17 protein-coding genes are annotated in these 25,783 nt (G+C 72.0%); 7 read left to right on the plus strand and 10 right to left on the minus strand.

From position 1 onward, the window contains the following. Positions 1–41: 41 nt before the first annotated feature. Positions 42–608 carry a DJ-1/PfpI family protein gene (locus ACFYW7_RS00105; protein ID WP_389496678.1) on the minus strand — a complete coding sequence of 189 codons (567 nt, stop codon included), beginning with the start codon at positions 606–608 and terminating at the stop codon, positions 42–44. 709 nt (positions 609–1,317) lie between these two features. Between ACFYW7_RS00105 and ACFYW7_RS00110 the strand changes: the two genes are divergently transcribed. The 4 genes from ACFYW7_RS00110 (at position 1,318) to ACFYW7_RS00125 (ending at position 11,056) form a co-directional block, all read left to right on the plus strand. Further along, positions 1,318–6,255: an NAD-glutamate dehydrogenase gene (locus ACFYW7_RS00110; protein ID WP_389496681.1), complete on the plus strand. Its 4,938-nt coding sequence runs from the start codon at positions 1,318–1,320 to the stop codon at positions 6,253–6,255. Positions 6,256–6,430: 175 nt separating this feature from the next. After that, positions 6,431–6,925 carry a GtrA family protein gene (locus tag ACFYW7_RS00115; RefSeq protein ID WP_389496683.1) on the plus strand — a complete coding sequence of 165 codons (495 nt, stop codon included), beginning with the start codon at positions 6,431–6,433 and terminating at the stop codon, positions 6,923–6,925. Positions 6,926–6,962: 37 nt separating this feature from the next. Then, a complete protein-coding gene (locus ACFYW7_RS00120; RefSeq protein ID WP_389496685.1) occupies positions 6,963–9,908 on the plus strand; it encodes a CDP-glycerol glycerophosphotransferase family protein in 2,946 nt (981 codons plus the stop codon). Continuing rightward, positions 9,905–11,056, plus strand: coding sequence for a glycosyltransferase (locus tag ACFYW7_RS00125; RefSeq protein WP_389496687.1), 1,152 nt, complete (start codon positions 9,905–9,907; stop codon positions 11,054–11,056). Before ACFYW7_RS00120 ends, ACFYW7_RS00125 begins: the two co-directional genes overlap by 4 nt. Before the next feature lie 76 nt (positions 11,057–11,132). Here the strand turns inward: ACFYW7_RS00125 and ACFYW7_RS00130 are convergent, their stop codons facing one another. Next, complete coding sequence (locus ACFYW7_RS00130; RefSeq protein WP_389498464.1) at positions 11,133–11,957, minus strand: ABC transporter ATP-binding protein; 825 nt, start codon at positions 11,955–11,957, stop codon at positions 11,133–11,135. Between the two features lie 16 nt (positions 11,958–11,973). Further along, complete coding sequence (locus ACFYW7_RS00135; protein WP_389496688.1) at positions 11,974–12,894, minus strand: ABC transporter permease; 921 nt, start codon at positions 12,892–12,894, stop codon at positions 11,974–11,976. A gap of 172 nt (positions 12,895–13,066) precedes the next feature. Here ACFYW7_RS00135 and ACFYW7_RS00140 point away from each other — a divergent pair, with 172 nt between their 5' ends. Then, complete coding sequence (locus ACFYW7_RS00140) at positions 13,067–13,720, plus strand: TetR/AcrR family transcriptional regulator (RefSeq protein WP_389496690.1); 654 nt, start codon at positions 13,067–13,069, stop codon at positions 13,718–13,720. Positions 13,721–13,767: 47 nt separating this feature from the next. On the opposite strand, the gene galE is transcribed toward ACFYW7_RS00140, so the two are convergent. From galE to ACFYW7_RS00155, 3 genes are all read right to left on the minus strand, one after another. Continuing rightward, positions 13,768–14,748: a UDP-glucose 4-epimerase GalE gene (gene galE, locus ACFYW7_RS00145; RefSeq protein ID WP_389496692.1), complete on the minus strand. Its 981-nt coding sequence runs from the start codon at positions 14,746–14,748 to the stop codon at positions 13,768–13,770. A gap of 105 nt (positions 14,749–14,853) precedes the next feature. Next, complete coding sequence (locus ACFYW7_RS00150; protein WP_389496694.1) at positions 14,854–16,467, minus strand: glycosyltransferase family 2 protein; 1,614 nt, start codon at positions 16,465–16,467, stop codon at positions 14,854–14,856. 55 nt (positions 16,468–16,522) lie between these two features. Further along, the gene (locus tag ACFYW7_RS00155) at positions 16,523–17,809 is read right to left on the minus strand and encodes a glycosyltransferase 87 family protein (protein WP_389496696.1); all 1,287 of its coding nucleotides are present in this window, start codon (positions 17,807–17,809) and stop codon (positions 16,523–16,525) included. Between the two features lie 92 nt (positions 17,810–17,901). Between ACFYW7_RS00155 and ACFYW7_RS00160 the strand changes: the two genes are divergently transcribed. After that, entirely contained in the window at positions 17,902–19,506 is a 1,605-nt protein-coding gene (locus tag ACFYW7_RS00160; RefSeq protein ID WP_389496698.1) for a hypothetical protein, read from the plus strand. Here the strand turns inward: ACFYW7_RS00160 and ACFYW7_RS00165 are convergent. Next, positions 19,400–19,897: a MarR family winged helix-turn-helix transcriptional regulator gene (locus ACFYW7_RS00165; protein WP_389496700.1), complete on the minus strand. Its 498-nt coding sequence runs from the start codon at positions 19,895–19,897 to the stop codon at positions 19,400–19,402. The two genes, ACFYW7_RS00160 and ACFYW7_RS00165, sit on opposite strands and share 107 nt — an antisense overlap. 136 nt (positions 19,898–20,033) lie before the next feature. Here ACFYW7_RS00165 and ACFYW7_RS00170 point away from each other — a divergent pair, with 136 nt between their 5' ends. Continuing rightward, on the plus strand, positions 20,034–20,447 hold the full coding sequence (locus tag ACFYW7_RS00170; protein WP_389496702.1) for an organic hydroperoxide resistance protein: 414 nt from the start codon (positions 20,034–20,036) through the stop codon (positions 20,445–20,447). Here ACFYW7_RS00170 and ACFYW7_RS00175 read toward each other — a convergent pair. The 3 genes from ACFYW7_RS00175 to ACFYW7_RS00185 form a co-directional block, all read right to left on the minus strand. Continuing rightward, positions 20,437–22,161, minus strand: a complete 1,725-nt coding sequence (locus tag ACFYW7_RS00175; RefSeq protein ID WP_389496704.1) for a hypothetical protein — start codon at positions 22,159–22,161, stop codon at positions 20,437–20,439. The two genes, ACFYW7_RS00170 and ACFYW7_RS00175, sit on opposite strands and share 11 nt — an antisense overlap. Before the next feature lie 83 nt (positions 22,162–22,244). Then, positions 22,245–23,501: a hypothetical protein gene (locus ACFYW7_RS00180; protein ID WP_389496705.1), complete on the minus strand. Its 1,257-nt coding sequence runs from the start codon at positions 23,499–23,501 to the stop codon at positions 22,245–22,247. 68 nt (positions 23,502–23,569) lie between these two features. Beyond that, complete coding sequence (locus ACFYW7_RS00185; protein ID WP_389496707.1) at positions 23,570–25,783, minus strand: CDP-glycerol glycerophosphotransferase family protein; 2,214 nt, start codon at positions 25,781–25,783, stop codon at positions 23,570–23,572.

Below are 25,783 nucleotides of genomic sequence, written 5' to 3' on the forward strand. Positions count from 1 at the left end.
GTGTCCGCCCCTCGGCGCCTCCCCCGGGCGGCCGGGTCCCGTCAGCTCACCGGGGCCTTCGCGCGCAGCACGGTGAGGAACTCGCGCATCCAGGCGGAGTGGTCCGGCCAGGCGCGGGCGGAGACCAGGGTGCCGTCGACGACCGCCTCCGCGTCCTGGAAGGTCGCGCCCGCCGCCTGCATGTCGAGTTCCAGCGCGGGGTACGCCGTGACGCGGCGGCCCCGCAGGCTGTCGACGGCGGCGGTCAGCAGGGGGCCGTGGCAGATCTGCGCCACCGGCTTGTCCGCGTCGAAGAACGACTTGAGGATCTTGCGGAGCTCGGGGTCGTTGCGGAGGTACTCCGGGGCACGCCCGCCGGGGATGACGAGGGCGACGTACGCGCCGGGGTCGACCTCCGCGAACGCGAGGTCCGCCGGCCAGGTGTAGCCGGGCTTCTCGGTGTAGGTGTCGAAGCCGGGTTCGAAGTCGTGGACGACGAACCGGAGCGTCTTGCGGGTGGGGGCGGCGATGTCGACGTCGTAGCCCTCCTCGCGCAGGCGCTGGTAGGGGTACAGGACCTCCAGCGACTCCGCCGCGTCGCCGGTGACTATCAGGATCTTCGCTGCCATGGTGCTGCGCTCCCGTCGGCCGTGTGCGCGTTCCGTTGGTCGTCCCGGTCAACCTGCCTCCGCGCGAGGCGCCTGCCAAGGGGCCGCGCGCTCATCGGGACACGGCAGGGGCCCCGGCGGGTGGGGTGGCCGGTTCGGCGGGGCCGTTCCGCGCACCCGGGGCCGCCGCGGAACACCGCCCGCAGGACGACGGTAGCCCGCGATCGGCCCGCACTGCATGTCCTCGCCCCATTCGTCCCTGTGCATAGTGTCAAAGTTCCACCCCCGGTTTTGTACACATACGGCTCATGACGGGGCCCGGGTCGGGGGCGATAGCCTGGTGGCGTGATCAGCGCGATATCTCGCGGGGGCATCGTCGCCCCTGCCCCGCGCCCGGAGCGCACGGACCACATCCGTGACCGGGCGGCAGTCGCTGACCTTCGCGGGCGGGACGGGACGACGGCGGCCGCCGTGCGTGGACGCGGAAACGCGGCGAGCGCCGACGGCAGCACACCCCGTACGTCGACGGCACCCCGGGAACGGACGTCGCCGCGAGCGGCGTCACAGTCTCCGCGGGCGTCGAGAATGGCCGATAACCCCCCGCTCATCTCACCTTGCGGCATAGCGTCGAAGCAGACCGGACACCCCGCGTCGAGGCGTTGCGTCGGAAGCGACGAGACCGTACTTCCTTCAACGTCACGCAACGGCGCGCGACAGGAGCCAGAGGACAATGCAGACCAAGCTGGACGAAGCCAAGGCCGAGCTGCTCGAACGGGCCGCCCGGGTAGCTGAGAACAGCCCGGTCGGGGGGCACCTACCGACTGGGACGACGGGCGAGGGCACCCCCGACCGGGACACCGTGCTCGCGTTCCTCCAGCGCTACTACCTGCACACGGCCCCGGAGGACCTCACCGACCGAGACCCGGTCGACGTCTTCGGAGCGGCCTTCTCCCACTACAGACTGGCCGAGAACCGCCCTCAGGGCACGGCCAACGTGCGCGTGCACACGCCCACCGTCGAGGAGAACGGCTGGACCTGCAGCCACTCCGTCGTCGAGGTGGTCACCGACGACATGCCCTTCCTCGTGGACTCGGTGACGAACGAGCTGTCCCGCCAGGGGCGCGGCATCCACGTCGTCATCCACCCGCAGTTCGTCGTACGGCGCGACCTCACCGGCAAGCTCATCGAGGTGCTGCCCACGCGGCCCTCCGCCGAGGACCTGCCGCACGACGCGCACGTCGAGTCGTGGATCCACGTCGAGATCGACCGGGAGACCGACCGCGCCGACCTGAAGCAGATCACCGCCGACCTGCTGCGCGTCCTGTCCGACGCCCGTGAGGCCGTCGAGGACTGGGAGAAGATGCGCGACGCGGCGCTGCGGATCGCGGAGGAGCTCCCCAAGGAGCCGACCGCCGACGATCTGCGCGACCAGGAGGTCGAGGAGGCCCGTGAGCTGCTGCGCTGGCTCGCCGGGGACCACTTCACCTTCCTCGGGTACCGCGAGTACCAGCTGCGCGACGACGACTCGCTGGCCGCCGTCCCCGGCACCGGGCTCGGCATCCTGCGCTCCGACCCGCAGCACGGCGAGGACAGCCACCCGGTCAGCCCGTCCTTCGAGCGGCTGCCGGCCGACGCCCGCGCCAAGGCCCGTGAGCACAAGCTGCTGATCCTGACCAAGGCGAACAGCCGGTCCACCGTGCACCGGCCGTCGTACCTGGACTACGTCGGCGTCAAGAAGTTCGACGAGAACGGCGAGGTCATCGGGGAGCGCCGCTTCCTGGGCCTGTTCTCCTCCGCCGCGTACACCGAGTCCGTGCGCCGGGTGCCCGTCGTGCGCCGCAAGGTCGAGGAAGTCCTGCGCGGCGCCGGGTTCTCGCCCAACAGCCACGACGGGCGCGACCTGCTCCAGATCCTGGAGACCTACCCGCGCGACGAGCTGTTCCAGACCCCCGCCGACGAGCTCCGGGCGATCGTCACGTCCGTCCTGTACCTCCAGGAGCGGCGCCGGCTGCGGCTCTACCTGCGCCAGGACGAGTACGGCCGCTACTACTCCGCCCTCGTCTACCTCCCGCGCGACCGCTACACCACCGGTGTGCGCCTGCGGATCATCGACATCCTCAAGGAAGAGCTCAACGGCACCAGCGTCGACTTCACGGCCTGGAACACCGAGTCGATCCTGTCCCGGCTGCACTTCGTGGTCCGCGTCGAGCCGGGCACCGAGCTGCCGCAGCTCTCCGACGCCGACAAGGAGCGCATCGAGGCCCGTCTCGTCGAGGCCGCCCGCTCCTGGGCCGACGGTTTCGCGGAGGCGCTGACCGCCGAGTGCGGCGAGGAGCGCGCCGCCGCACTGCTGCGCCGGTACGGCAACGCCTTCCCCGAGGGCTACAAGGCCGACCACTCCCCGCGCTCCGCCGTCGCCGACCTGGTCCACCTCCAGGCACTCGGCCAGGAACCGAGCAAGGACTTCGCGCTCAGCCTGTACGAGCCCGTGGGCGCGGCACCCGGCGAGCGCCGCTTCAAGATCTACCGCACCGGCGAGCAGGTCTCGCTGTCGGCGGTCCTGCCGGCCCTGAACCGCATGGGCGTCGAGGTCACCGACGAGCGTCCGTACGAACTGCGCTGCTCGGACCGTACGACCGCGTGGATCTACGACTTCGGGCTGCGCCTGCCCAAGTCCCTGAACGGCAACGGCGACTACCTCGGCGACGACGGCCGCGAGCGGTTCCAGGAGTCCTTCGCGGCCACCTGGACCGGACAGGCCGAGATCGACGGGTTCAACGCCCTCGTGCTGAGCGCCGGGCTGAGCTGGCGGCAGTCGATGGTGCTGCGCGCCTACGCGAAGTACCTGCGTCAGGCCGGTTCCACCTTCAGCCAGGACTACATGGAGGACACCCTCCGCAACAACGTCCACACCACCCGGCTGCTCGTCTCGCTCTTCGAGGCGCGGATGTCGCCGGAGCGCCAGCGCGCCGGTGTCGAGCTGACCGACGCCCTGATGGAGGAGCTGGACGCCGCGCTCGACCAGGTCGCCTCGCTCGACGAGGACCGGATCCTGCGGTCCTTCCTCAACCTGATCAAGGCGACCCTGCGTACGAACTTCTTCCAGAAGACGGCCGCCGGCACGCCCCACGAGTACGTCTCCATGAAGTTCGACCCGACGGCCATCCCGGACCTCCCGGCGCCGCGCCCGGCGTACGAGATCTGGGTGTACTCGCCGCGCGTCGAGGGCGTGCACCTGCGCTTCGGCAAGGTCGCGCGCGGTGGTCTGCGCTGGTCCGACCGGCGCGAGGACTTCCGCACGGAGATCCTCGGTCTGGTCAAGGCGCAGATGGTGAAGAACACCGTCATCGTGCCGGTCGGCGCCAAGGGCGGCTTCGTCGCCAAGCAGCTGCCCGACCCGTCGGTGGACCGCGACGCGTGGATGGCCGAGGGCATCCGCAGCTACCGGACCTTCATCTCCGCCCTGCTCGACATCACCGACAACATGGTGGCCGGCGAGATCGTCCCGCCCGCCGACGTCGTCCGGCACGACGAGGACGACACGTACCTCGTGGTCGCCGCCGACAAGGGCACGGCGACGTTCTCGGACATCGCCAACGAGGTCGCGCAGAGCTACGACTTCTGGCTCGGCGACGCCTTCGCCTCCGGCGGTTCCGCCGGGTACGACCACAAGAAGATGGGCATCACCGCCCGCGGTGCCTGGGAGTCCGTGAAGCGGCACTTCCGGGAGCTGGGCGTCAACACCCAGACGCAGGACTTCACCGTGGTCGGCGTCGGCGACATGTCCGGCGACGTGTTCGGCAACGGCATGCTGCTCTCCGAGCACATCCGGCTCGTCGCCGCGTTCGACCACCGGCACATCTTCATCGACCCGACCCCGGACTCGGAGACCTCCTACGCCGAGCGCCGCCGCCTCTTCGAGCTGCCGCGTTCCTCGTGGGCGGACTACGACACCACGCTGATCTCGGCCGGCGGCGGCGTCTTCCCGCGCACGGCCAAGGCCATCCCGGTCAACGCGCACATCCGTGAGGCCCTCGGCATCGAGCCCGGCACCGGGAAGATGACGCCGGCCGAACTGATGAAGGCGATCCTCCAGGCCCCCGTCGACCTGCTGTGGAACGGCGGCATCGGCACCTACGTGAAGTCGGCCGTCGAGTCGCACGCGGACGTCGGCGACAAGGCCAACGACGCGATCCGCGTCGACGGCGCCGACGTGCGCGCCAAGGTCGTCGGCGAGGGCGGCAACCTGGGTCTCACCCAGCTCGGCCGGATCGAGTTCGCGCAGGCCGGCGGCAAGATCAACACCGATGCCATCGACAACAGCGCGGGCGTGGACACCTCCGACCACGAGGTGAACATCAAGATCCTGCTCAACGCGGTGGTGGCCAACGGCGATCTGACGGTCAAGCAGCGCAACAAGCTGCTCGCCGAGATGACCGACGAGGTCGGCGGTCTGGTACTGCGCAACAACTACGCGCAGAACACGGCGATCGCCAACGCACTGGCCCAGTCCCCGAGCATGCTCCACGCCCAGCAGCGCTTCCTGCGCCACCTGGTCCACGAGGGGCACCTCGACCGGGCCCTGGAGTTCCTGCCCAGCGAGCGGCAGATCCGGGAGCGGCTCAACGCCGGTCAGGGTCTGACCGGTCCGGAGACGGCGGTCCTGCTCGCGTACACGAAGATCACGGTCTCCGTGGACCTGCTCGCCACCTCGCTGCCGGACGACCCGTACCTGCAGAACCTCCTGCACGCGTACTTCCCGACGGCCCTGCGCGACAAGTTCCGCGAACAGATCGACGGGCACGCGCTGAGCCGCGAGATCGTGACGACCGTCCTGGTCAACGACACGGTCAACACGGGCGGTACGAGCTTCCTGCACCGTCTGCGCGAGGAGACGGGCGCCTCGCTGGAGGAGATCGTCCGGGCGCAGACCGCGGCCCGCGCGATCTTCAATTCCAGCGCGGTGTGGGACGCGGTGGAGGCGCTCGACAATGTCGTCGCCGCCGACGTCCAGACCCGGATCCGGCTGCACTCGCGCCGCCTCGTCGAGCGCGGCACGCGCTGGCTGCTCAACAACCGGCCGCAGCCGCTCCAGCTCGCCGAGACGATCACCTTCTTCGTCGAGGGTGTCGAGCAGGTGTGGTCGGAGCTGCCCAAGCTGGTCCGCGGCGCGGACCTGGAGTGGTACCAGCAGATCTACGACGAGCTGTCGGACGCCGGGGTGCCGGACGAACTCGCCACGCGCGTGGCCGGGTTCTCCTCCGCCTTCCCGGCGCTGGACATCGTCTCGGTGGCCGACCGCGTGGGCAGGGACCCGATGGCCGTCGCCGAGGTCTACTACGACCTCGCCGACCGTCTGGGCATCACCCAGCTCATGGACCGCATCATCGAGCTGCCGCGCGCCGACCGCTGGCAGTCCATGGCCCGCGCGTCGATCCGCGAGGACCTGTACGCGGCCCACGCGGCGCTCACCGCCGATGTCCTCGCGGTGGGCGACGGGGCCTCCACCCCCGAGCAGCGCTTCGAGGCCTGGCAGGAGAGGAACGCGGCGATCCTCGGGCGGGCCCGCACCACCCTGGAGGAGATCCAGGGCTCGGACTCGTTCGACCTCGCCAACCTGTCGGTGGCGATGCGGACGATGCGGACGCTGCTGCGCACGCATTCCTAGGCGGTACGCGCGAGGTGCCCCGGACCGTCACGGTCCGGGGCACCTCGTCTTTCTTGCCGGCCTCTTGTCGTTCTCCGGCGAAACCCCGGCTCGCTATTTACCTATACCTGGTAAATAGGACATTTAGCTTAAGGTGGGCTCGACCGACGGACCGACGCGTGGAGGACCCGGACCCGTGACAGTGCACCTCACCGAGCGACGGGCCCCCGTGGCGGCCCTGCCCGTCATCCGCCCCCGGTACGCCCCGAGGGCCCCGAGGGTCCGCCGCCTCGCCATGGAGGTGGCCCGCTTCTCGGTCGTCGGCGGCAGCGGGGTCGCCGTCAACGTCCTCGTCTTCAACCTGGCGATGTACGGCCTGGCCTGGGCTCCGATGGCCGCCACGGTGATCGCCAGCTGTGTCGCCATGGGGTCGAACTACCTCGGCTTCCGCTTCTTCGCCTACCGGGACCGGGCCTCGCGCACCCGCCGCCAGATCGTCCTCTTCTTCGCGTTCAGCGGGCTCGGTGTCGCCATGGAGAGCGCGTTGTTCTATCTCGGCCACCACGGGCTGGGGATGAGCGGTTCGCTCGGGTCGAACATCGCCAAGGTGCTGTCGATCGTGCTGGCCTCGGCGTTCCGCTTCGTCGCGTACCGGACGTGGGTGTTCCAACACGCGAAGAATGGTCGATAGCCCCTCAAAACGGATCGTGGTGTCTACGATTAATAGGATGAATGTCGATCAACACCGCGCGTTCGCCGAGTCCGAGCCCGGGGCCGAGTCCGCCGGGCCGGCGCCCCGGACCGCCGCGTACGGGAACCCGTCCGACGCGAGGCGACCCTCCGTCTCCGTGGTCGTCATCGTCTACAACGACACCGCCCGGCTGCCCACGGCCGTGCGTTCCGTCCTGGAACAGACGCTGCGCGACGTCGAGGTCGTCATCGTCGACGACCGGAGCACCGACGGCTCCTACGAGGTGGCCCGGGGTCTGGCGGCCGCGCACCCCGACCGCGTCCGCGCCTACCGGCTCAGCGAGAACAGCGGCGGCTGCGGCGCCCCCCGCAACCGCGGCATCACCGAGGCCCGCGGCCGGTACGTCCTGTTCCTCGACAGCGACGACGTCCTGGAGCGCAACGCCTGCCGCAACATGCTGGAGGCCGCCGAGGCCACCGGCGCCGACCTCGTCTCCGGCCTGTGCGTGCGCGTGCACGTCGACTCGCGCACCGCCAAGGAGGTCAAGTGGTACCCCTGGCTGTACGAGCGCACCCGCACCCTGGAGTCGATCTCCGAACTGCCCGACCTGCTGGTCTTCGACACCCTGTCGACCAACAAGTGCTACCGGCGGCGGTTCCTGCTGGAGACGGGCCTGCGCTTCCCGGTCGGCATCCACTACGAGGACCTGCTCTTCTCCGCCCAGGCCTACGCCGGCGCCCGCCGCATCACCCTCATCCCCAACCGGGTGTACGACTGGAGGGTCGAGGACAAGGCGGTGGCGAAGTCCATCAGCAACCGGCGTGACGAGATCGCCAACTTCGCCCACCGCATGGAGATCCACCGACGGGTCGACCAACTCCTAGCGGAGAAGGGGCTCCTGGACCTGAAGTTCGCCAAGGACGTCAAGTTCCTCAAGCACGACCTCGTCCTGCACCTGCGCGAACTGCCCTTCCGGGACGCGGCCTACCGCGAGGAGTTCGCGGCGATCGCCCGGCGGTACCTGGAGTCGATCGACCGGGCCGCCTTCGACGAGGTCGGGCCCGTCCACGCCGTCTGCGCCTACCTCCTCCAGGTGGGCGACTGGGCCAACCTGCTCCCCGCCGTGGACACGCTCACCAACCGCGACAAGATCTCCTCGCCGCTCGTCGAGCGCGACGGCCGCGTGTACTGGTGCGCCGAGCATCTCGACGACCCCTTCGGCCGGCACGTCCTGGACGTCACCGGCCTCGGCCACCACGCCAGGCCGGTCGAGCGGATGTTCCTGCGCAACGTGCTGACCTCGTACGCGAGCACCGGGGGCACCGTCCGGCTCGCCGGGCGCATCACCAACCCGCTCGGAGTGATCCCGCCCGGCGCCCGGCTCACCGGACAACTGGAGTTCTACGCCCGCCGCCGCGGGGTGCGCTTCCAGACCTTCCGGTTCCCCGTGGCGAACGTGTGGCACGCGGGCGATTTTGTCGGATGGGAGGGCTCGGCGGACCTCGCCGCCGTGCGCCCGCTGGGCATCGTGGACGAGATGTGGGACGTACGGCTCCACCTCGGCGTCGACGACGTGCGCACCACCACCCGGCTCACCGCCGCCGAACCCGGCCTGGCCGTCGGACAGTTGCCCGTCCGGCCCCGGCTCACCCGGCTGGTCGCCGACCGGATCGAGCCGGTCGTCTCCTCGCGCGGCCATCTGTCCTTCCGGCTGGTACCCGACAGGAGGGTGAACGCCCTCGTGCGGCGCGGGGTGCGCGGCAGGGCGGGCACGTTCGCCAAGTCCGGCTATCGCAGGGCTCGTTCACTGCGCAAGGACCTCACGTCGGGGGCGGCCAAAATCCGCCTTTACCACGAGGTGTTCAGCAGGCTGCCGGTCAGGAAGGGGCTCGTCGTGTTCGAGAGCCACCTGGGCCGCCAGTACAGCGACAGCCCCAGAGCGATCTACGAGGAGATGCGCCGCCAGGGCCTCGACTTCCACCCGGTCTGGTCGTACACCGGCACCCCGGTCGGCTTCCCGGACGACGCCACCCTCGTGCGCCGCTGGTCGCTGCCTTACCTCAGGGCGCTCGCGCAGGCCGAGTTCTGGGTCGACAACCAGAGCTACCCGCTGAAGCTGACCAAGCGGCCGCGGACGACGTACCTCCAGACCTGGCACGGCTCCGCGCTCAAGCGGATGGGGTTCGACGAGTCCGAGTGGAAGCTCAGGTCCCGCGAGGAGCAGGCCGAACAGCAGCGCACCCTGGACCGCTTCGACCGGTTCCTGATCCGCTCCGAGCACGATGTGCGGACCCTCGCCCGGGCGTTCCGGCTCCAGGAGCGGACCCTGCTGCGGGTCGGCTACCCGCGCAACGACGCCCTCGTGCGGGCGAGGCGGCGGGAGGAGGCCGACGGGCTGCGCGAACGCGGCCCCCTGGCGGCAGAGTTGGGCATCCCCGACGACAAGCGGATCCTCCTGTACGCCCCGACCTTCCGGCAGCGCGGCGGGCAGCGACGGTTCGAGCTGCCCTTCGACGTGGAGCGCTTCGCCGACACCTTCGGCGACCGCTACGTACTCCTCGTACGCTCCCACTACCTCAACCACGTGGTGCTCCCGCCCTCCGTCCGAGGCCGAGTCCTCGACGTCACCGCGCACCACGACATGACCCCGCTGCTCGCCCTCGCCGACGGGCTGATCACCGACTACTCGTCCGTGATGTTCGACTACGCCCTGCTGGACCGCCCCATGTTCTTCTACGTGTACGACTACGACGCGTACGTCCACGAGGGGCGCGGCACCTACTTCGACCTGCTGGAGCGGGCGCCCGGTCCCGTCGTGCGCACCGAGGACGAACTGCACGCGGCGCTCGGGTCGCTGGAGGAGCAGGCCGTCAAGTACGCGCCCAAACGGGAGCAGTTCACGGCCGAGTTCGGCGAGTACGACCAGGGGACCGCGTCCCGCGACATCGTCGGCCAGTTCTTCGCCCACTGGAGGCGTGCATGACCGACCTTCCGCGGCGGGACGTCTTCTTCGTCTCCAACAGCGTCGACGAACTGGGCGGGGTGACCAGCTGGTCGCACCAGATGGCCCGCCTGTTCACCGAACGCGGTCACCGGGTGCACGTCGTGGGCATCACCGAGCCCGCCGTCCCCCAGGACCTGGGCGAAGTCCCGTACCCCACCACGACGCTGTACGACGTCCACCCGCCGAGCCCGCGACCGGCGCGCGGCCTCAAGGGACGGCTCGACGTCGCCGAGCGCAGGCTGCGCGCCCAGCGGGCGGCGGGCATGGTCGAGCGGGCCGCCGGACTGACCGCGCTGTTCCGTGCGGCGCGCCCCGGCGCCGTCGTGATCGTCACCCAGGTCTGGGCCATGGAATGGGTGGAGCTCGCCGACACCGGCGGGCTGACGGTCATCGGGATGAGTCACGAGTCCTACGCCTACTCCCGGAGGACCTCGCGCTTCCGGCGCGTCCTGAAGCACTACAGGGACGTCGACCGGATGCTGGCGCTCACCCGGGAGGACGCCGACCTGTGGATCGGCCAGGGCATGAACAACGCGTCCTTCATGCCCAACCCCCTTCCGTTCCTGCCCGAGGAGCCTTCGCCGCGTACCGGGAACGTCGTGGTGAGCGTCGGCCGGCTGCACGACCAGAAGGGCATCGACATGCTCCTCGACGCCTGGTCCGAGACCGCGCCGCGCCACCCCGACTGGCGTCTGCGGATCTACGGCTCCGGCGAGGACGAGGAGATCCTGAGGAAGCAGTGCACGGCTCTCGGGCTCGACGGCTCGGTCGACTGGATGGGGCGCACCGGCGACGTACCGGGCGCTCTGCGGAGCGGCTCGGTGTTCGTGCTCTCCTCACGGGGCGAGGGCTTCCCGCTCGCGCTCATGGAGGCCATGGCCACCGGCCTGCCGTGTGCCGCCTTCGACTGCGCGCCCGGCGTCCACGAGATCGTCCGGGACGGCGAGGACGGCCTGCTGGCCACCCTCGGCAACACCGGTGAACTGGCCCGCCGACTGGACACGTTGATGTCCGACAAGGCCCTGCGGGACGCCATGGGCGACGCGGCGAGGGCGAACGTCCAGCGGTTCACCACGGACGAGATCGTCCGCAGGTGGGAGGAACTCTTCGCGTTCCTGGAGCGCTGAGGGCCGTTTCGGGGGCGCCCGGGAAGGGGCGGACCGACGGCGGGGGCGGAGCCGTCCCCCGGCTCCGCTCCCGCCCCTACTTGCCCGTGAACTTCTCGTACTCCTTGAGGACTTCACCGGTCGGGCCGTCCATGCGCAGCTCGCCGCGTTCCAGCCACAGGACGCGGTCGCAGGTGTCGCGGATCGACTTGTTGTTGTGGCTGACCAGGAACACCGTGCCCGCGGTCTTGCGCAGCTCGCGGATACGGGCCTCGGACCGCTTCTGGAAGGAGCGGTCGCCGGTCGCGAGCGCCTCGTCGATCATCAGGACGTCGTGGTCCTTGGCCGCCGCGATGGAGAAGCGCAGCCGCGCCGCCATGCCGGAGGAGTAGGTCCGCATGGGAAGGGTGATGAAGTCGCCCTTCTCGTTGATGCCGGAGAAGTCGACGATCTCCTGGTAGCGCTCCCTGACCTCCTCGCGGGACATGCCCATGGCGAGACCGCCGAGGTAGACGTTCCGCTCGCCCGTCAGGTCGTTCATCAGGGCCGCGTTCACGCCGAGCAGCGAGGGCTGGCCGTCGGTGTAGATCCTGCCGTTCTCCACGGGGAGCAGGCCCGCGACTGCCTTGAGCAGCGTGGACTTGCCGGAGCCGTTGGTGCCGATCAGGCCGATGGCCTCGCCCCGGTAGGCGGTGAAGGACACGCCCTTGACGGCGTGCACCTTGCGGACGCCCGACGCCTTCTCGCTCCGCTCGCGGCGCAGGATGCGGTTGAGGGCGGCGGTGGCGCTGCCCCGGCCGGCGCCGGTTCCGTTGACGCGGTAGACGATGTCGACGCGGTCCGCGACCACGGTCGGGACGCGCTCGGCGCCGGGCGCGACGGTGTCCTGGGCCGGGGCCGCCTTCCCGCTCACCGGCCGGATGTCCCGCGTGATGATGTCAGCCACGGCCGTAGGTCTCCTCAGCCTTCCAGAAGTAGATGAAGCCGCCGACTCCGGCGACCAGTGCCCAGCCGACCGCCAGGGCCCAGACGTGGGGCGGCAGTTGGCCGGCGTGGAAGCTGTCGATCAGCGCGAAGCGCATCAGGTCGATGTATACGGCCGCCGGGTTGCACTCCAGCAGGACCATCGCCCAGTGCGGCAGGTGGTTGTTGCTGAGCACCTTGTCGATGCTCCACATCACGCCGGACACGTACATCCAGGTGCGCAGCAGGAAGGGCATGAGCTGGGCGATGTCGGGTGTCCTCGCGCCCATCCGCGCCATGACCATCGCGACACCGGCGTTGAACGTGAACTGGAGCACCAGCACGGGCACCGCGAGCAGCCACGAGAGGCTCGGCGGGACGCCGAAGCCCAGCAGGATGACGGCCAGCGCGGCCATCGAGAACAGCAGTTGCTGGAGCTGCTGGAGGGCGTACGACACCGGGAGCGCGGCGCGGGGGAAGTGCAGGGCGCGGACCAGGCCGAGGCTGCCGGAGATCGCCCGGGTGCCCGCCATGATCGAACTCTGCGTGAAGGTCCAGACGAAGACGCCGGTGACCAGGAACGGGACGTAGTCCGGGACCCCGTGCTTGGTGCCGAGCAGGATGCCGAAGATGAAGTAGTAGACCGCCGCGTTCAGCAGCGGGGTCATCACCTGCCACACCTGGCCGAGCTTGGCCTGGCTGTACTGCGAGGTGAGTTTGGCGGTGGCGAAGGCGGTGATGAAGTGGCGCCGCGCCCACAACTGGCGGACGTAGGCGGGCAGGCTCGGGCGGGCGCCGCTGACGGTGAGGCCGTACCGGGCGGCTAGGGCCGCGGCGTCGTCGGCGGGGGAGACCGGCGTCGCCCGCTGGGGCGGGGTGTGGAGGACCTGGCTCACATCCGTTGCTTTCGCTCGGGGGGTGGGGAGCGCGCGGTCCGTCCCGAGTTCTTCCGACGTCGTTCTTGCCGTTTTCTCACGTCGGGACGGGACCGTATCGTCGCAACGCGAGAGTAGGCCTTGTCGACGTCGGAACGCAACCGTTTCGTCGTAACGGCCTATGCTGGTGTGTATGACGACGAACGCCGATACCGCGAGTGCCGCCACGCCCGCGCCTGCCGCCGGGAAGGCCCCGCGTCGCCGGGCTCCCGCCGGTGCGGCGGTCCTTCGTGAGGATGTGACCGAGGCGATCCGTGCCGCGGTCTTCGAGGAACTGGCGTCCGTCGGCTACGCCCGGATGTCCATCGAGGGCATCGCGCGCCGCGCGGGGGTCGGCAAGACCGCCGTGTACCGGCGCTGGCGCTCCAAGCTGCATCTCGTGCTCGACCTGGTCTCGGCGGTCGCGGTGCAGGGGCTGCCGGCGCCCGACACGGGCTCGCTGGAGGGCGATCTGCGGCTGCTGTACGAGGTCACCTCGCGGGCCCTGCGGCACCCGGTCGCCGGCCAGATCATCCCCGACCTCCAGGCCGAGGCGGCCCGCAATCCCGAGATCGCGGAGGCGATGCAGAAGGCCCTGCGGGAGGGGCAGCAGTCGGTCGCGAGCGGGATTGTCGCGGCGGCGGTCGCCCGGGGCGAGGTGCGCGAGGAGGCCGACCTCGAACTCGCGCTCGACCTGATGTCGGGTCCGCTGTACTGGCGCGCGGTGGTGGTCCGCGGTCCCAAGGTGCCGAAGGGCTATCTGGCGAGCCTGGCCCGCGCCACGGCGGCGGCGCTGCGCGCGCTGTGACGCGGGGTTCCGCGGCCTGGGTGCTGTCTTCCGGGTCCGTGACCCTGTCAGGTCAGGCTCGCGCCCGGGTGGTGGCGTACCCAGCCCGCCCAGGCTGAGGTGATCATGTCCTCGACGTCGTAACGGGCCTTCCAGCCCAGCTCGGTGGCGATGCGGTCGGCGGAGGCGACGACGCGGGCCGGGTCGCCGGGGCGGCGCGGGGTGGTGAGCGGGGGGCGGTCGTAGCCGGTGACGGCGTTGACCCGGTCGATCATCTCGCGGACCGAGACCCCCTCGCCGCGGCCGATGTTGAGGGTCAGGCCGGTGCCGGGGGAGGACCGGAGGGCGCGGGCCGTGACCACATGGGCCTCGGCCAGGTCGACCACGTGGATGTAGTCGCGCACGCACGTGCCGTCGGGGGTCGGGTAGTCGTCGCCGAAGATGCGGGGCGGAGCGTTCTCCGTCAGCCTCTCGAAGATCATGGGGACGAGGTTGAAGACGCCCACGTCGGCCAGTTCGGGACTCGCCGCGCCGGCCACGTTGAAGTAGCGCAGGCAGGCCGTGGACAGGCCCGTGGCACGGCCGGTCGCGCGCACCAGCCACTCGCCCGCCAGCTTCGTCTCGCCGTACGGGCTCATCGGCGCGCAGGGGGTCTCCTCCGTCACCAGGTCCACGTCCGGCATCCCGTACACCGCGGCCGAGGACGAGAAGACGAACGCGGTCACGGACGACGCGGTCACGGCTTCCAGCAGGACGCGCAGGCCCTCGACGTTCTCCCGGTAGTAGTGCAGGGGCAGGTCCACGGACTCGCCGACCTGCTTCTTCGCCGCCAGGTGCACGACACCGGTGACGGAGTGCTCGGTGAGGGTCCGGGCCAGCAGGTCGCCGTCCAGGGTCGAACCGGTCACCAGCGGGACCCCGGGCGGCACCCGCTCCGCGATCCCCGTGGACAGGTCGTCGTACACCACGGCCTGTTCGCCCGCCTCGCGCAGGGCGCGGACGACGTGCGCCCCGATGTAGCCGGCGCCGCCGGTGATCAGCCAGGTCATGTGCGGCCGTTCCCCTCGTCAGTGAACCCGTGGTGGTCCGTGGTCCGTGCGGCCGGGGACGGGCGCGCGTACGGCGTCCGGGCGTCGCGTCTCCGCGGCCGCTTCTCAGTGAAGCAGGCGGCCGAGCCTGCGGGACACCGCCTCGGTCGTTCCTCGCCAACCGGACGCGGTGCGCAGGGCCAGCGCTCCCGCGTGCGTCCGGTACGGCTGGACGAGCAGGAGGCCCGGAAGACCGAGAACGCCGTGGTGGGCGGCCGGAACGGCGCGGCGGCGCAGCAGACCGGGGCCGCCGAGGGCGTGCGCCGTCGCGTTCCGGCTCGTGCCGTCGCGAAAGCGCACGGTCAGGCGTACGTCCCAGGTGCCCGCGCCCAGCGCCGGCAGCTCCACCGGTGGACTCGCCGACCAGAGGTCGCCGTAGCGGTCGGCCAGCAGGGGCGCGGTGCCGCGCAGGCCCACCCGGCCGTCGTCCCGGTGGGTGAACTCCACGTCCACCGCGACGGGACCGGCCGCCGCGATCCGCCCGTACAGCTCGTGCAGGCGAAGGCGCAGCACGGTGCCCCGCGCGCGGGGCCGCAGTTCCGCGTCGACGGCGAGGGGCAGGAGGTGGGCCGGGCGGTCCAGGAGGTGGTCGAGGGTGACCCGGGGGAGGTCGGGGGCCCACACGGGGGTGCCGTCGGAGGTGCGCGGGTACGGCGGGAGCAGCCGTGCGGGGCGGGCCGCGAGCTCGCGCAGGCGGGGCAGGTCGCGCGGGTCGGGGGAGGCGAGGATCACGCGGGCGACGAGGCGGCCGGGGGCGGTCGGGCTGACCGTGAGGTCGCTCGCGTCGAACGTCGACAGGTACGCGCGCGTGAGGTCCCACCAGGCGCGCCGGTACTCGGGAGTGCGCAGTTCCAGCTCGCGCGTGTACATCCGCAGTTCGTGGTCGAGGAACTTGGTGTGCGCGGCCCGCGCGAGCCGCTTCTGCCCGGCGCCCAGCAGGATCTCGTACGCTGCCCGGTTCGCCTCGGTGCGGGCCCGCCAGTTGTCGATGCCGGCCCGGTCGAGCGAGATGGACAGCCGCTCCGCGGTGCGCCGGACGTTCCAGACGTACACCCTGTCGGGGGTCAGGGCGATGCGCGGCGCGGCGGCCAGCACGCGCGCGGTGAACACGAAGTCTTCGTAGGGGTAGTGGCCTTCGGGGAAGCGGATGCCGTGCTCGCGCAGGAAGCCGGTGCGGTACAGCTTGTTGACGCAGAGGGTGTCGTGCGCGAGGCGCGGGCGGCGCGAGGGGCGGGGGACCAGGGCGGCTCGCGCGTAGAGGGCCCGTTCCCAGGGGACTTCGCGGCCTGAGGGCAGTTCGCGGCGCACGCACAGTCCGGCCGCTACCTGGGCGTCGTGTTCCTCGGCCGCGCCGAGCAGCGCGTCCACCGCGCCGGGCGGCAGGACGTCGTCGCTGTCGAGGAACATCACGTACGGGGCGGTGGCCGCGTCGACGCCGTCGTTGCGCGGGGTGCCGCAGCCGCCGCTGTTGGACGCGCGGTGGATCACCCGCAGGCGCGGCTCCCCGGCGGCGAGCGCGTCGAGGAGGGCCGCACTGCCGTCCGTCGAGCGGTCGTCGACGGCGATCACCTCGCGCACCGAGGTGCCCTGCGCGAGCGCCGAGCGCACGGCGTCCGTCACATGGGAGGCGTCGTCGTACCCGATGACGACGACGCTGACCTTCGCGGAATGGGGAGGCATGGGATCCACAGGGCGGAATCGTAGATATTGCGGGTAATTCTCCGTCAAGAGCCGGTCAATGTCCTGTCCGGAGAACGGTGGGAATCCGGTGTGGCCGCGTGTCGGCACGTCCTGCCCGTCCGGCGCGGTCCGGTTCGCGCCGGTCCTTCCCGGCCGCGGGCAGGCCCGAGCGCCACAGCCGTACGAACGCCACCACCGCGGCCGTCGCCAGCAGGCCGTTGCGCAGCAGCATCAGCAGACAGCCCGTCCAGGTGCTGTGCACCACCTGGCCGTACAGCGTCGGGTACACGACCGTGCTGACCGCCGTCGCCGCCACGATCAGCGCGGCGACGGGACGTTGTGTCGTGTGCCGCGAGGTCAGGCAGACGGCGGCGAGGCCCAGCAGCCACACCATGTACTGGGGGCTGATCACCCGGCTGGTCACGGTGAACAGCAGCACGGCCGTGAGCGCCGCATCGTACGGGGTGGCCGTGGTCCAGCGCCGGGCCCGCACCCGCCACAGCAGGACGAGCCCGAACGCGGCGACCGTCAGGGCGAGCGAGCCCGCCGCGACCAGGCCGACGTGCGGCCCGACGAACTCCATCGCGCCGTACCGGTAGCGGACCGTCCCCCGCCAACCGGCGTGGCGCGCGAAGCCCAGGACGGTGCCGCCGAGGGACTCGATCTGCACGCCCCTGCCGCGCTGCTGGCGCAGGAAGTCGAGCGGGCCGTCGAAGACGGCCACCAGGACGGCGAGCAGCGCGGCCGCGGTGACCGCCGCCGACGCCCACACCTGCCGGGTGGTGTGGCCCCGGGGCGTGCCGATCAGCGCCAGCGCCGGCCAGACCTTCACCAGGGCCCCCAGCGCGGCGACCGCGCCGCACGCGCGCCGGGAGCGCGAGAGCGCCAGCAGGGAGACGACCGCGAAGGCGGTGGCCTGCACGTCGTACCGGGCCAGCGGGATGTGCAGCAGGAGCGGCAGGCCGAGCACCCAGAGCCGTGCGCCGCGCAGGCTGTGGCCGGGGTGGCGGCCCGCGTGCGTGAGGGCGACGGTGATCACCGCGTCGGCGGCGAGCGCGCAGGCCACGAACGCCGTGAAGTACGCCAGGGACGGCACCAACGTGGGCGCCAGCAGCACGGGACCGGCGCCCGGCGGGTACTGCCACAGCCGGTCGCCCACCGGGAAAGCGCCCCGCGCCAGGGTCTCGGACCAGTGGAAGTACAGCTGGCGCACCTCGCGCGACACCCCGCCCCGGCCGAGCGGGGCGAGGTGGTCGTGGGCGAGGAGCCACAGCATCAGCGCGCGGGTGGCGGCCCAGGCGGCGGCGAGGGCAAACGGGCGGTGGTTCCTGAGGACGCTCATGAAGCCTGGATCGTAAGCCGCATGGATGGGCTATAGCGGTCGATACGCGTCAATACCGATCAAAGGTTGTTTAATAGCAAAAAATCTGGCTCATGGTGTATGCGCGGATGAGGTGGTCGGCGGGTCGGCGTCCGGAGACGGTGGCCGTTCTCCTGCCCATGCTCGTCATGCTCGTGATCGGGCTCTGGGGGCTCGACCGCGGCGGCATGTGGCGCGACGAGGCGGTGACCTTCCAGGTCGCGCGGCGCTCGGTGCCCCAGATCTGGCACCTGCTGCACTCCGTGGACGCCGTGCACGGCCTGTACTACCTCCTGATGCACGCCGTCCTCGCCCCGCACCCCGGCGAGGTCGCCCTTCGCCTGCCCTCCGTCTGCGGCGCCGCGGCGACCGCCGGGCTGGTGGCCGCCCTCGGCGTCCGCCTGTGCCGTCCGCGCGTCGGCCTGTGGGCGGGGCTGCTGTACGCCGTCACGCCCATGGCCGGGCACTTCGCCCAGGAGGGCCGCTCCTACGCGCTCGTCGCGGCCGGGGCGGCGGGGGCGACGCTGCTGCTGGTGCGGGCCGCCGGGTCCGCCCGGCCGGGACCCTGGTGCGCGTACGGAGCGACCGTCGCCGTCACCTGCCTGCTGCACGAGATGGCCCTGCTCCTGCTCCTCGCCCACGCCGTGACGCTGGGACTCGCCCGGGTGCCCACGCGGGTGTGGCGGGCCTGGGCCGCGGCCGCGACGGTGGCCGCCCTGGTGCTGCTGCCCCTCGTCCTGGCCTCCCGGGCGCAGTCCGCGCAGGTCGCCTGGCTGTCGCCGACCGGCGTGCCGAGCCTGAAGCGCCTGCTCGGGTCGTTCACCGGACCGGCGCGGATCGTGGTCGTGCCCTACCTCCTCCTCGCCTACCTCGCCCTCGTGCCGCCCGGGGTCCGGCCGGCCCGGACCCGGCCCGGCGCGCTCTCGCTCCCCGCCGTCGCCCTGCCCCTGGCCGTGGTGCCGCCCGTGGTGCTGCTGACGGTGTCGCGCTGGTGGCCGCTCTACGACGAGCGTTACGTCCTGTACGCCCTGGCCGGTGCCCCGCTGCTCGCCGCCGCCGGAGCCGATCGCCTGGCGGTGCGGCTGCCGAGGCTGCTGCCCCACACCGCCCTCACCGGCGTTCTCGCCGTGAGCCTCGTCCTCGCGGTCCAGCTCCCGCTGCTGCGCCGGGACCGCAGCCCCGACCGGCGGCCCGACGACCTGGCCGCCGTCTCCGTCTTCGCCGGGCGCGAACTGCGCCCCGGTGAACCGGTGTTGTTCCTGCCGTCGCTCGCGCGGCGATCGGCGCTGGCGTACCCCCAGGGCTTCCGCGGCATCCGTGACGTCGCGCTGAGCGTGCCGGCCCCCGCCTCCGGCACGCTGTACGGCCAGGAGACGGGACCCGGTGAACTGCGCCGCAGGCTGGACCGGCTCGATCACGTGTGGCTGCTCGCCGAACCCTTCGCGACGCGCCGCGCCTGGCGGCCGGACAACGCGACCGAGCGCGCCAAACTCGCCCTGGTGAAAGAGGAGTTCGTGCCCCGGGAGAAGGTCGTACGGCGAGGGGTGACGCTGCGCCTCTACGTGCGCAGGCTCACATACAGCCCGGTGACTCCGTCAGAGCCGCCTCGTCCAGGGCGGCCGTCAGCCGGTCGAGCCGGGCCCGGAGCTCTCGGATCTCCTCCAGGTCCGCGCCGGTAGCCGCCGCGATCCGGCGCGGTACGGACAGTGCGCGCTCGCGCAGCGCGGTCCCCTCCCCGGTGAGCCGCACCCGCACGGACCGCTCGTCCCGCGCGCTGCGCTCCCGCAGGACGAGCCCCGCCGCCTCCAGCCGCTTCAGGAGCGGCGACAGCGTCCCGGAGTCCAGCCGCAGATGCTCGCCCACCTTCTTCACGGGCAGCTCGCCGTGCTCCCAGAGCACGAGCATCACCAGGTACTGCGGGTAGGTGAGCCCGAGGTCCTTGAGGAGTACCCGGTAGACGCCGCCGAAGGCGCGCGAGGCGGCGTTCAGCGAGAAGCAGATCTGCTCGTCGAGGCGGAGGAAGTCCCCGGCCGAGGGGGCGTGGGGGTTCGGGGCGGGTGTCGCGGTCATGCCTCCCAGAATAGCTCTTGCGGCCAATTGAGTTGTGCACAACTTAATTGCGTGCTCTAATTCAGGTCGTGGGCCGCCGGACCGGAGGCCCACGGCAGGACTCCGACGTTCCGATTCGATGTGAGGGATGGTTCCCATGGACGCGATCTACACCGCTGTCGCCACCGCCACCCACGGCCGCGAGGGCCGTGCCGTCAGCTCCGACGGCAAGCTCGACCTCGAGCTGGGCATTCCGGTGGAGATGGGCGGCAGCGGCCAGGGCACCAACCCCGAGCAGCTGTTCGCCGCCGGCTACGCCGCCTGTTTCGCGAGCGCCCTCGGCCTCGTCGGCCGCGCCGCGAAGGTCGACGTCACCCAGGCCGCCGTGACCGGCGAGGTCGGCATCCTCAAGCAGGGCGAGGGCTTCGGCCTGACGGTCACGCTCCGCGTCGAGCTGCCCGACACCGTGGACGAGGCCACCGGCCGCAAGCTCGTCGAGCAGGCCCACCAGGTCTGCCCGTACTCCAACGCCACCCGCGGCAACATCCCCGTCGAGCTCGTCATCGAGTAACGGCATCGAGCGGGCCGGTGCCGGACGGTCCGTCATCGAGCGGCACGGACCCCCGCACCGGCCTTCGCCCGGCATCCGCATCGACCTTCGCGCCGGTTTTCGCACCGGCCGGCGCACCGGTGCGGGTGCCGGGCCCCGTGCCGACCCGGGCCAGCACCTCTCCCGTCTCCCGGCTCCACGCCACCACCGTCGCCTCCTCGGGCACCCGCCGCCAGCGCGTCAGCAGCAGCCAGCGGACGTGGTAGCGGCGGGCGACCGCGGTGCGTTCGGCCCGGGTCGACGACGGGGCGAGATAGGCGCGCACCGCCGCGAGCCGGCGCAGCCGCTCGCCCTCGTCGAGGGCGGGGTCGGGCCAGGCGGGCGCGGCCAGGTCCGGGCCGTACCCCGCGATCAGATGGACGGACCAGTACCCGTCCGTGACGACCGCCTCCCCGGGCCGGATGTGCCGGGCCGCCCAGGCGTACGTCGGCCAGCGCGGCGGCTGGTCGAAACCGACCGGGTCGAGCGAGCGCGGCACCACCGCCCCGGCCTGCACGGTCAGGAAACCGGCCAGGGCGCAGCCGGCCGCGGCCGCCCCGAGCAGCCGCCGCCGAGGTCCCCACGGCCGCGGCGCGGCCAGTTCCACCCCGAGCGCGAACTGGAGCGGCACCAGCGTGAGCCCGAGGATCCTGCCGTACGTGTAGTGCCCGCTCACCCAGCCGTACGCCACCACCGCGCACTCCAGAGCGAACATCAGCACCAGGGGATCACGCCACCCGTGCCCCTCGCTCCGCTGGGCGCGCCGGGCCCGCAGCCACAGCGCCGGAACCCCGGTCAGCGCCAGCCAGAAGTGTCCGGGCATCCCGTCGTACAGCCGCTCGTGCATGGCGTCCACGCTGCGGTCCCCGGTCAGGCCGAAGACGTCGAAGTACGGCCAGCGGGAGGCGACGAGGAGCGCCACCGCGCCCGCCAGCAGCCACCGGGCCGCCACGGCCGGCCGCCATCCGCGCTGCCCGCCCGCCACCAGCGCCACGGCCCCGAGCACGGCCGCGATCGACGTGATCGGATGGACCAGCAGGATCAGGCCGTACAGCGCGCCGAGGGCCGCGTACCCCCACAGGCTCCCCAGGCCGCTCGGACCCACGTACCGGACGCCACCGGCGTTCGCCGCCCGCGCGGCCGTGAACGCCCAGGCCCAGAACGCCAGTCCGATGGCGAACGTCGAGGGATAGCCGAGGTTGCCGGTCATCGACATCAGCCCGAGGTAGCCGCTCCACCAGGCCCGCTCGGTGCCCCACAGCAGCACCATCGCGCCGAGGCACAGCACCGGCGCCCAGGGGCGGGGCGTCAGCGCCCGGACGAAGCGGCCGACGCCGGTCAGCAGCACCAGCAGGTTGACGGGCCCGGACAGCCGCACCACCTCCCAGCCGCCGAGACCGGTCAGCCGGGCGAAGGCGCCCTGCGCCACCGCGTACGGCGAGTAGTACGGGCTGCCCGCGCCCGGCAGGTCCGCCATCGGGTGCCGCGGGTGGAGCAGGTCCACCCGCAGGCGTTCGACGACCGCCGCGTGCTGTCCCGCGTCGCAGCACAGCGGGACCCGCCAGTACGCGAGCGTCACCACCAGCCAGAACAGGGCGCCGAGGAGCTGGTACGGCGTCGGCCGCCAGGCACCCCCGCCGCGCAGCGCGGTCGAACCCCGGACGGCTCCCCGCCGGGCGAGGACGTCGGCGCTCATCGGGCGGTCGGGGAGGCGGGATCGGCGGTGTGCGGCATTTGCCGTTCATTCCCCGCGCGGTCGGCCGCCTAGCCGGGATCACCTCATCGGGCGACCCCGGCGTCCCTGCGCGAAGGCCCCGGGAGCAGGCCGTCCAGGGCCCGCGCGCCCGGCCGGACGACCTCGTCCAGCAGCAGCGGGAGGCCCACCACCGGCAACAGCCACAGCAGCACGATCAACCGGTCGCCCCAGATGTTGATGTCGGGGTGGGCGGCCTGGTTGAGCACTCCGGTGCCCGCCGCCGCCAGCAGGAATCCGGCGAAGGCGGGACGCCGGCGCAGCGCCCCCCAGCCGGCCGCCAGCAGCACCGCCGGGAACAGCGGCTGCCAGAACTGGCGGCGCAGCCACTCCACCCAGAAGGCGGTCTCCAGATGGAGGAACTCCGACCACGGCCGGGCGCGGTCGGGGCGCGCGAAATGCCCCGTGAGCAGGTCCTGGAGACTCTCCGACTCGGACGGGTAGCGCAGCGCCCTCGCGAGCAGCACCGTGGCGACCGCGCCGCCGCCCGCCACCACCCCGAGCGTGCGCAGCGGCCCGTCCCACCGGCGCCGCCGCAGCAGGAGCACCGCGCAGGCACCGGCCAGGGTCAGCCCGAGGAAGAGCGCCTGCGCGTGCTTCACGGTGAAGAGGACCGCCAGAGCGGCGCCGACCAGCCAGGTCCCGGCCCGCGCGCGCCCCTGGAGCACCAGGGCGCAGCCCCACAGCGCCGCCAGCGTCAGCGTCAGCAGCAGCCCCTCGGTCATGGGGCGCATGGCCGTGGTCCCGCACGGCAGGACGTAGAACAGCGCCTGTCCGGTCAGGGCCGCCCCGGTGGAGGCGCGCAGGGTGCGCAGGACGAGGAAGACGAGCACACCCCCCGCCGCGGCGACCACGACGCTCGACGCCCACAGCCCCCACGTCACCCCGAACACCGTGATGAACGGCACCAGCAGCACCGGATAGCCCGGCCGCACCTCGAAGATCCGCATGAACCGCGACGGCATGAACGGCACGGTGTGTCCCGCCGTCTCCCCGGCCGCGAGCCGGGCGGACACCCCGCGCCACTCGTCGCGCCGGCACTCCGCCATGACCTTCCGGGTCGGACTCCCGCGGTGGAAGTGCACCGCGTGGACCGCCTGGTTGCGGCGCGCGATGGACGCCCGTCCCGCGCACGCGTAGTCGATCGTCAGCGCGGCCGCCTCGTGCTTGCTCTCGCCGCGCAGACTCAGCGCGTACGAGAGGTAGTTCTTGGTGTCGGGCGTGTCCCGGCCGGTGATGCCGGCGAGCTGGAGGACGGCGAAGACGACGGCGATCAGGATCACCCGGGCACGGGGCGACCGGAGCCTGCGCGGGGCCCGAACCCGGGGGAAACGCGCGTACGCGGGGGCGCTCATGACGACGCGAGGACGTCGTGTCCCGCCTGCGCGGGCACCGGGGCGGCCGCTGCGGCCGGGAGCCCGGTCCGCTCGCCCAGCATCAGCGTCCGCACGACCCGCTCGGCGGCCCGGCCGTCGTCGAACTCGCAGAACCGCGCCCGGAATCCGGCCCGCAGCCGCGCCGACTCACCGTCCCGCCAGGCCCCCGAAGCGAACAGCCACGTCAACTCCCTCTGGGAGCAGGCCACATGGCCCGGAGCGTCGGCCGTGACGTCGAAGTAGGCACCCCGGCTCGCCGTGTACGCGCCCCAGTCGTCCGCGAGGAGCACGATCGGCCGGTCCAGGTTGGCGTAGTCGAACATCAGGGCCGAGTAGTCGGTGACCAGGACGTCGGACGCGAGCAGCACGTCCTCCACGCGCGGCTCGTCGGTCGCGTCCACCACGACACCCCGCCGGTGCAGCTCGGACAGGCCCATCCCGCGCGCCGGACCGTCCGCGAGCGAGGGATGCAGCCGGACGACGAGGGTGTGGTCCGCGCCCAGGTCGTCCGCGAACCGGGCCAGGTCGAGACGGTCGAGATGGCCGCCGCGTACGTAGTCGCGGCGCGTCGGCGCGTACAGCACCACCCGGTTCCCGGCCGGGACGCCGAGCCGGTCCCGGACCGCCGCCCCGTCCTCGGGCCTGGCCCGCACGAGGACGTCGTTGCGCGGACTGCCGGTGCGCAGCGAGGTGAAGTGGCACGGGTAGGCGCGGTCCCAGACCAGCTCCGAATGGCGGTTGGCGACCAGGCTGTAGTCCCAGCGGTCCGCGCGGCGCAGCATCCCCGGCACGTCGAAGCCGTGCCGGGCACCCGGCTTGTGCAGCAGGTCCGCGGCCATGAACTTCAGCGGGGTGCCCTGATGGGTGTGGATGTGGACGCTGCCGGGCCGCTTGACCAGGGACCCGGGCCAGTTGACGTTGTTCACGAAGTACGTGGCGCGCGCGGTGAGGCGCCGGTAGCCCGGCGAGTCGAGGAGGACGTGCTCGATCTCCGGCGGCAGCAGCGCCGCCTGTTCCGCGTCGCGCACCACCCACACGCCACGGATGTGCGGGGCGAGTTCCCGGGCCGCCGCGTACACCGCGGCCGGGTCGCCCAGGACCCCCCGGTGCGAGAACGCCGAGTACACCGCCAAGTTCGGTTCCAGCGAACGGTTCTCGTGCACCGCCGACCAGCCGCGCCTGACCCGCGCGGCGGCCGCCCGGCGGGTCCCCCGGCCGCGCCGGGCGAGCTCCCGGCCCGCGCGGACCGCCTGCCGCCGCAGCCGGTAGCGGGTGAAACCGCCTTCCAGGACGCGCAGTTCGGGCGGCACGGGACCGCTCTTGTGCCTGCGGAAGAGGGCCGCCGTCAGCCGGAAGAACTCGGCCTTGTCCTCCTCGGGCAGCCGGTCCTGCTTGGAGAGGATGTCGAGACAGTGCTCGCCCATCTTGCGATGCAGGTACGGGCGCCAGCCCGACAGCTCCGGACGGGAGTCGACGAACGCGAAGACCCGCTCGTACTGGTCGTGGATGTCGAAGTGCTTGCGGCTGGTGGTGGACAGGATGTTGCCCTGGCGGCGCTGGCGGTAGGCCAGACAGATCCGGTCCAGCGTCGCGATCCGCTCCGCGCTGAGCATCACCGGGAACGTCCAGGGCGTGTCCTCGTAGTACCCGGGCGGGAAGGCGAAGCCCTCCGCCTCGACGAACGCGCGGCGGTAGACCTTGTTCCACACCACCATCAACAGGTCCAGGATCTCCGGGTGTTCGGCCACCGAGAAGGTGTCGGAACCCGCCTCCGCGAGCACCCGCGCGAGCACGTTCCTGCGGGTGCCGCCCCACCAGTAGGTGCGCGCGTAGTCGAAGACCAGCACGTCCGGGTCGGCGGTCTCGTCCAGCCGGTCGGCGACCGCGCGCAGCGCGCCCGGGGTGAGGGTGTCGTCGCTGTCGAGGAAGAACAGGTAGTCCCCGGTGGCGAGCGGCATCCCGGCGTTGCGGGCCCGCCCGAGCCCCACGTTCTCCGGCAGGTGCAGCACCCGCACCCGCGGGTCACGGCCCGCGAACTCGTCGAGGATCGCGCCGCAGCCGTCCGGGGAGCAGTCGTCGACGGCGATGACCTCGAGGTCCGTGTACGACTGCTCCAGGACCGAGTCGAGACACTCGCGGAGGAATCCCTGGACCTTGAACACGGGGACGATGATGCTGAAGCGGGGCAC

This window comes from Streptomyces sp. NPDC002580 (genome assembly GCF_042889485.1).
In the GTDB taxonomy this organism is placed as follows: Bacteria; Actinomycetota; Actinomycetes; order Streptomycetales; family Streptomycetaceae; genus Streptomyces.

Excerpts from the sequence above, each read along its gene's own strand:
- ACFYW7_RS00105 (WP_389496678.1), bottom strand. The coding sequence starts at position 608 with ATGGCAGCGAAGATCCTGATAGTCACCGGCGACGCGGCGGAGTCGCTG.
- ACFYW7_RS00110 (WP_389496681.1), top strand. The coding sequence starts at position 1,318 with ATGCAGACCAAGCTGGACGAAGCCAAGGCCGAGCTGCTCGAACGGGCC.
- ACFYW7_RS00120 (WP_389496685.1), top strand. The coding sequence starts at position 6,963 with ATGAATGTCGATCAACACCGCGCGTTCGCCGAGTCCGAGCCCGGGGCC.
- ACFYW7_RS00125 (WP_389496687.1), top strand. The coding sequence starts at position 9,905 with ATGACCGACCTTCCGCGGCGGGACGTCTTCTTCGTCTCCAACAGCGTC.
- ACFYW7_RS00140 (WP_389496690.1), top strand. The coding sequence starts at position 13,067 with ATGACGACGAACGCCGATACCGCGAGTGCCGCCACGCCCGCGCCTGCC.
- galE (WP_389496692.1), bottom strand. The coding sequence starts at position 14,748 with ATGACCTGGCTGATCACCGGCGGCGCCGGCTACATCGGGGCGCACGTC.
- ACFYW7_RS00150 (WP_389496694.1), bottom strand. The coding sequence starts at position 16,467 with ATGCCTCCCCATTCCGCGAAGGTCAGCGTCGTCGTCATCGGGTACGAC.
- ACFYW7_RS00155 (WP_389496696.1), bottom strand. The coding sequence starts at position 17,809 with ATGAGCGTCCTCAGGAACCACCGCCCGTTTGCCCTCGCCGCCGCCTGG.
- ACFYW7_RS00160 (WP_389496698.1), top strand. The coding sequence starts at position 17,902 with ATGGTGTATGCGCGGATGAGGTGGTCGGCGGGTCGGCGTCCGGAGACG.
- ACFYW7_RS00165 (WP_389496700.1), bottom strand. The coding sequence starts at position 19,897 with ATGACCGCGACACCCGCCCCGAACCCCCACGCCCCCTCGGCCGGGGAC.
- ACFYW7_RS00170 (WP_389496702.1), top strand. The coding sequence starts at position 20,034 with ATGGACGCGATCTACACCGCTGTCGCCACCGCCACCCACGGCCGCGAG.
- ACFYW7_RS00175 (WP_389496704.1), bottom strand. The coding sequence starts at position 22,161 with ATGAGCGCCGACGTCCTCGCCCGGCGGGGAGCCGTCCGGGGTTCGACC.